The organism is Acidithiobacillus sp. TH-A36 (assembly GCF_057473445.1).
In genome coordinates, this window is the sequence record NZ_JBYCKP010000301.1 from 1 (window position 1) to 6,886 (window position 6,886).

The 6,886-nt window shown below is 55.2% G+C and carries 5 protein-coding genes; all 5 read right to left on the reverse strand.

What is annotated here, in order from left to right; genetic code table 11:
- Nucleotides 1-32 precede the first annotated feature (32 nt).
- Entirely contained in the window at nt 33-1,532 is a 1,500-nt protein-coding gene (locus tag AC2VLY_RS07845) for a DNA recombination protein RmuC (RefSeq protein WP_024893198.1), read from the reverse strand.
- A 102-nt stretch (nt 1,533-1,634) separates the two neighbouring features.
- The gene (gene mscL, locus AC2VLY_RS07850; protein ID WP_024893199.1) at nt 1,635-2,090 is read right to left on the reverse strand and encodes a large conductance mechanosensitive channel protein MscL; all 456 of its coding nucleotides are present in this window, start codon (nt 2,088-2,090) and stop codon (nt 1,635-1,637) included.
- A 140-nt stretch (nt 2,091-2,230) separates the two neighbouring features.
- Complete coding sequence (locus AC2VLY_RS07855) at nt 2,231-2,749, reverse strand: hypothetical protein (protein ID WP_486893124.1); 519 nt, start codon at nt 2,747-2,749, stop codon at nt 2,231-2,233.
- Between the two features lie 160 nt (nt 2,750-2,909).
- Nucleotides 2,910-6,002 carry an efflux RND transporter permease subunit gene (locus tag AC2VLY_RS07860; RefSeq protein ID WP_486893125.1) on the reverse strand — a complete coding sequence of 1,031 codons (3,093 nt, stop codon included), beginning with the start codon at nt 6,000-6,002 and terminating at the stop codon, nt 2,910-2,912.
- A partial coding sequence (locus AC2VLY_RS07865; protein ID WP_486922061.1) for an efflux RND transporter periplasmic adaptor subunit occupies nt 5,999-6,886 on the reverse strand: 888 nt, incomplete at its 5' end. The genes AC2VLY_RS07865 and AC2VLY_RS07860, both read right to left, overlap by 4 nt.

Sequence of the window (6,886 nt, forward strand, 5' to 3'; positions counted from 1 at the left end):
CAGGATGCCGGGCAGGTGACCGGGGACTCCGCCTAATCGCTGGAGTCAGGCAGCTTTTCGCCGATCAGTTCGTCTGCCTGTAATTGACGCGGATTGAGTTCTACCGGTTCCGAGACGGACAATTCCTTGTCATCTGCTATCGCCTTGAGGTCCCGAAACTTTCTGGCGGAGCTGAGAACACGACCTTCCAGTGAGCCGGTGGCCTTGTTATAGGCATCAACGGCCTGTCCCAGATTTTTCCCTACCCTGCTCCAGTGTCCGGCAAGCGTATGGAGACGATCATAAAGTTCTTTGCCAAGCTCGCTGATGGCTCTGGCATTTTCAGCCAGAGATTCCTGCCGCCATCCGTAGGAAACTGCGCGCAGCAGGGCAATGAGCGTAGTTGGGCTGGCAACAATGACCTTTTGTTCGACGCCAAATTCAATCAGCGCAGGATCGGCCTGGAGCGCCGCGCTGAAAAATACTTCTCCGGGGACAAAAAGCACCACGAATTCAGGGGTGGGCTGAAATTGTTCCCAATAGGACTTTTTGCCGAGTTGGGTCATGTGCGTGCGCAGTTCCTGGGCATGTTTGAGCAGGAACTGCTGACGTTTTTGCTCGTCCTCGCTTTCCATGGCTTCCAGGTAAGCGTTAAGGGGCGCCTTGGCATCTACAATCAGGCGTTTGCCTCCGGGCAATCGGACAACCAGATCGGGGCGTTGCTGCCCGGTTTCCGTCTGCACGCTTTCCTGTTCAGCAAAATCACAGTAGGCCAGCATTCCTGCCATTTCCACGACGCGTTTGAGCTGCATTTCGCCCCAGCGGCCTCGCGCGGCAGGTTGACGCAGTGCCTTTACCAAGGCTGCTGTTTCCTGATGCAGGCGGGGCAGATGGTCCTGAACGAGGCCACGCAGTTGTTCATTTAAAGCGCCATAAGCATCAATGCGCGTTTTTTCCATGGCATCCATGCGCTGGCCCACTTTTTCCATGGATTCACGAATGGGCTCGATGAGTTGTCCCACGGCTTTCTGGCGGCCATCCCAGTCAGTTTTGGCATTTTCTTGAAAGCGTTCGAGGTTTTCCCTGGCGAGATCCAGAAAAGATTGATTATTGCGGCGCAGGGCATCGGCAGAGAGGGACTGAAAAGTTTCAGTGAGGCGCTGCCGGGCTTCTTCCAGCAAAGTCAGTTTCTCATTACTGCGCAAGCGCTCCTGTTCCAGGCGTTCCTGCAGTTCTGCCTGCTGACCGCGTATCTGATTGAGATTATGCTGTAACTGATTGATTTCATCATGTGAATTTTTGAGTGCTTCATTCAGCAAGGGAATCTGCTGGTTTTCCGTCTCTGCCCGGACCCGGCTTTCATTTTGTTTCAGCAGCTCGGATTGTTGCGCCTGAATATGGGCACGCAGTTCGCTGATGACTTGTTCCTGACGTGCCTGGACAGCTGCTGCCTCGTCCTGCTGCCGACCTAAGTTTTGCCGACTCAAAAAAAACAGAATACCCAGGCCGAGCAGCAGCCCGACCAGGAAAACCAGAAAAAGCTCCCAGATCATATGACCCGTCCCATGCACATAAAGTGTCAGGAGCATACGGCAAGTACGCAGTAAAGGCGAAGGGACTCTCAGTGAGCGGGCTTCGCCAAAGTAATCACCTGATCAGGATTCCAGTTGGGAGGTACAACTGGGGCAACGCGTAGCCGCCAGGGGGATGGAGGAAAAGCAATAGGGGCAGCTTTTGGTGGAAACCGGTGCAGCAGGCTTGGGGTAGAGTTTGTTGATGACGCGGACAATGGAAAATATGACCAGAGCAATAATGAAAAAGCTGATCAGTGACATGATGAACAGGCCATAATTAAGGGTGACTGCGCCTGCTTTTTTCGCCGCAGCGAGGGTCAGGTAAGGCCCGGGAGTGCTGCCTTCTTTCAGAATGACGTACAAGTTGGAAAAATCGACCTTGTCGAGCAGCAGGCCAATGGGCGGCATGATGATGTCGCCTACCAAAGCGGTGACTATGGCAGAAAAAGCCGTACCAATAACAAAAGCGACGGCCAGATCGATCACATTTCCACGCTGCAGAAATGTTTTGAAGTCTCTTATAAAATCCTGGAACATGGTTTCTCCCTTATTGAGTTGTGGGTGGGTAAATCTTATAGTTAATTGTAATATAAGTATTTTCTACTGGTTTTTATCCTGCTTAATTCCTCCAGAGATGCCTATAGAGCTTCGCCTTAAAAAGTGGCCTGGGTCATTATTTATTGGCGCGTGCAAAACTGATTCACCTGCTTTTTCTCCTGATCCATTTGCTGATGTCCTGAGGCTTGGGTGCATGCAGCACCGCCATCTTCGCAGGTCATGGCCCAGCTTTGGGCCAAATCGAAAAAGTGTGCGGCATGCCCTGCGGGTTCCGCGTAGGGGCTGTGGGTGAATAAAGGATGCAGGGCATGAAAATATTGGCTTTCTTCGTTGGCCCATTGGGTAACCGCCTGCCAGCAGGCGGATTGGGCATTGATCGGCATTCGGGCGCAGCCGATGGCATTATTACGGGCGTGAAGGAGTGCCTGTTGCCAGTTGGGACAAAACTGCCGTTCTGCAGTAGCCCGTTGGCTGGCAATGGCTGCCAGGTGCTGTTCGGCCAGTTCAGCTTTTTGTTGCGCGAGTCGGGCGCTTTGGGTGGCGGCGCTGCTCGTTTGTTGGTTGGGCCCGGAGGGCGTTACAGTGGCGCAGCCGGCCAGGCTGGCAAGGACCAGTAATAACAGGATTTTTGCAGGCATTACGGACTCGCTATTCTACGGATAGTTGTTCGTTATATATCACAATTCGGTGATAATGCAGAACTTATCCATTCAGATGTCATACCGAAACAGGTCCACGCAGCCTACGGCGCGGACCAAAGTCGCTGCAAAACTTCCCGGCCAACTGCCGTTTTGAGGTTCATGGGTGATCCCCGGAAATCGCCGGGCTGCTCTGTGCCAGCTGGGGCTGGCGTCGCCAGCGTCTTTTCCAGTTTTCAAAAAGTACATAAAAAGCGGGAGTGATATAAAGGGTCAAAAATTGTGAAACAACAATGCCCCCGGCCACCGCAACACCCAGCGGAACCCGCGATTCTGCACCAGCGCCGATGCCGATGGCGATAGGCAAAATGCCCAATACCGCCGCAAGGTTGGTCATCATGATCGGGCGGAAACGGGTAATGCAGGCATCGACAATGGCATCTTCTGCACTGGCACCCTCGCGACGCCGATGGACGGCAAAATCCACCATGATAATGCCATTTTTCTTGACCAGACCCACGAGCATGATAATGCCCACAAAGCTGAACAGATCCAGTTCCTGATGAAATATCCACAAAGCCAGCAGCGCACCGAAACCTGCCAGTGGCAAGGCGGTCAGAATGGTCAACGGGTGGATGAAGTCTTCGTAGAGAATGGCCAGAATCGCATAAATCAGGGCGACCGTGGCAAGAAGCAGCAAGGGCAGTGTGTTCGTGGATTGAGAAAAGGCTGCTGCAGAGCCGCCAAACTCACCCTGCACGTTGGCGGGAAGAATTTGTGCGGCAGCTTTTTGCACCCGTTGGGTGGCCTCTCCCAGGGAGACACCGGGGGCCAGATTGAAGGAAATGGTGACACTGGGCAGGCCATCATAATGACTGATACTCAAGGGCCCTACGCCATAGGCAAAATGGGCAATGGCTGCCAGGGGGACCAGACCGGCAGTACCGGGAATGGTAATCGCTGAAAGGGCTCCCAGATTTTCCTGAAACTTTCTCTCCAGATCCAGAATGACCTCGTACTGGTTGGTGGAGGCATAAATGGTGCCGACCTGGGTGCCGCCGAAGGCAAAGTTGAGGGCCTGTTCAATACCCTGGGGCGTTACCCCGAGGGCCTGGGCACGTTGGTGCAGTACATGGACCTCGATTTCGGGATTGGCTAGCTGCAGATCACTATTGACGGCCTGGAGTCCCGGCACTTTGCGCAGGGCTTTTACCAATTGGGGGACTGTTTCGTTGAGACTGTCCTGATCTTCGCTCTGGAGAATGTATTGGTAGTGAGACTGCGACGACACCGGCCCCATCTGAATGGCAGGGGGTAACTGGAAGCTGGCCTCGACGCCATTGAAGCGACTGACTATCTGGCGCAACTGGGTGATGACCTGCTCTCCGGAAGCTCTTTGCCCCAGCGGTTTCAGACGGATAATCAGGCGTCCGGTATTGGCGGACCCGAAAGCGCCCGCTCCCTGTCCGGCACTGGACATGACTGCCTGTACGGCCTGGTTGTGCCCCACGGCCGTGGCGATGCGTTGCTGGGTATCTTCCAGTTGACTGAAGGAAATACCCTGAGGGTACTCCAGATTGCCCATGATCATGCCGCTGTCTTCGCTGGGAATAAACCCTTTAGGCAGAATGACGAACAGGCCGATCATGCCCAGCAGGCTGAGCAGCGCAGCCATATACACCCAGCCGCGATGCCGCAGGGTTGTGCGTAAACTGCGTCCATACCAGTTGCGTAGCCGCGAGAAACCCGACTCAAAGCGGCTGGGACTATGATGTTTTACCCGCAAATAACGGGCGCAGAGCATGGGGGTCAAAGTCAGCGAGACCAGTCCGGACATGAGGATGACGATGGCAATGGTGACTCCAAACTCCCGAAACAGACGACCAATAATGCCGCCCATCACCAGAAAGGGCAGGAACACCACAGCCAGCGAAAGCGTCATGGAAATGACGGTAAAACCAATTTCCCGGCTGCCGGTAATGGCCGCCTGAAAAGGTTCTTCACCATTTTCTTCGTGGCGGGTAATATTTTCGAGCATGACCACGGCGTCATCCACCACAAATCCGACGGCCAAAGTCAGGGCCAGCAGCGTCAGGGTGTTCAGGGTGTAGCCCAGCTCGTAGATAATGGCGAAAGTGGCCAAAATGGAGGTTGGAATGGCTACTGCCCCAATCAGGGTGGGGCTTCCCCGGCGCAGGAACAGCCAGAGCACGCCCGCTACCAGCAGGGAAGCCAGAAGCAAGGTGATTTCCACTTCTTCCACGGCGGAGCGGATATAGTCCGCCTTGTCATAAACTACCGTCATTTTGGCCCCGCCGGGCAGGCTGGCAGCAAGCGTCGGCAGGCGCTTGCCGATAGCATCGGAAATGGCGACCGTATCGGCATCGGGCTGACGGACGACCGCCAGAATCAGGGCGCGCTGGTTGCCAATCCAGCTGGCAATCTGGTCATTATCCACCCCGTTGCGCACCTGGGCGATGGCGGAAAGGGGGACTACAGCGCCGTTGGCAAAAGTCACCGGCATGCTGGCGAAAGCCTGGGCGTCCTGTAACTGACCATGCACATTGACCGCGTAATTACGGACGGCGCCCAGAACCGTTCCCTGGGGTAAATTCACATTGTGATTGTTGATGGCCGTGCTGAGATCCTGCAGGGAAATACCATGCGCCTGCATGGCAAATGGATTGGCATGAATGCGTACGGCGTAATTCTGCTCACCAAATATTTGCACCTGTGCGACCCCGGGAATTCCGGAAATGGCTGGTACCACCTTATCTACTGCGTACGCATTGAGTTTGTAGATAGGCATGTTGGGTGCGGAAAGGGCGATGAATTCGATGGGCGCCGCAGAAGGATTCAGCTGTTTGACAAAAGGTAGACTGGTCATGCCGGGTGGCAACAGATGACTGGCCTGGGTGACGGCATTGGATACATTCTGGGTGGCTACGTCGATATTCTGGCTGAGATCAAACTGCAGAATGATGCGTGTGGAACCCTGATTATTCACGGAACTCATCGAAGACAGTCCGGGGATGGAAGAAAACTGTTTTTCGAGAGGCGTGGCGACGGCACTGGCCATGGTCTGAGGGCTGGCGCCAGGCAGGCTGGCCGAGACCATGACGGTTGGGAAATCGACGCTGGGCAGGAGGGCGACTGGCAGATTGGTAAAGGCAAAAATGCCGTAAATCACCAGCCCGAGGATGATGATGACGGTCATCACCGGGCGCCGGATGAATAACGCGGAGAAATTCACGAGGGGCTACCTTGATGGTGCTGCTTGGCAGGGTGCCCGGCCTCACCTGTTTGTACGGCAGCACCGGGATAAAGTCGGGCCGGGAGCGGGAAAATGACCCGGGTATGGGTCGTAATGCCGCTGATCACGGCCTTCGCTCCCGTTTCCCAGAGAACCTGAATGGCCTTGTCCGTTGCTTTGCCCTGTTCGACGGTATAAACGAAAGGACCGGAACTGCCCTGCTGCACAGCTCCTACGGGCAGTACCAGAGCATTAGCGATGTGCTGGACCGGCATTTGCACCAGCACGTACTGACCCGGCCAGAGTTTATGGTTGGTATTGGGGACCGTGACCTGCAGGCTGACCGTGGCGGTGCTGGCACTGACGGTATTATCAATAAAAGTCAGCTTGCCTTGAGCCAGAAGAGTCCCGCCTTTTTCGTCCTGGATGGGCAGATTGGTGTTTTGGGTTTGTGCCTGTCTGGCGGCCCCCAGTTGTGCTTGAGGAACACTGAAGTTGACGGTGATGGGGTTGATTTCATTGATGGTGGTTAACTGGGTTTGATTGGCGACCACCAGATTGCCCGCCTTGACCAGTGCCAGTCCGATGCGCCCGGTGATAGGGGCGATGATGTGCGTGTAAGACAGATTTATTTGCGCCTGCTGCACAGCAGCCTGATCCTCGGCCACCTGAGCCGCCGCCGCCTGTGCCTGGGAAACCGCCTGGTCAAAGCTCTGGCGGGTAATAAAGTCCTTTTCGGCCAGGGGCCGATCCTGATTGACCAAGTTACGGTTGTAGCGGGCAGTAGCCTGATCGGCAGCCAGTTTGGCCTGAGCCTGGGCAAGCGCCGCCCGGGTCTGGGCCGGATCAATGGTAAACAGGGTTTGACCCTTGCTGACCATGGC

Coding starts and splice junctions, on each gene's coding strand:
- AC2VLY_RS07845 (WP_024893198.1), bottom strand. CDS start 1,532: ATGATCTGGGAGCTTTTTCTGGTTTTCCTGGTCGGGCTGCTGCTCGGC.
- mscL (WP_024893199.1), bottom strand. CDS start 2,090: ATGTTCCAGGATTTTATAAGAGACTTCAAAACATTTCTGCAGCGTGGA.
- AC2VLY_RS07855 (WP_486893124.1), bottom strand. CDS start 2,749: ATGCCTGCAAAAATCCTGTTATTACTGGTCCTTGCCAGCCTGGCCGGC.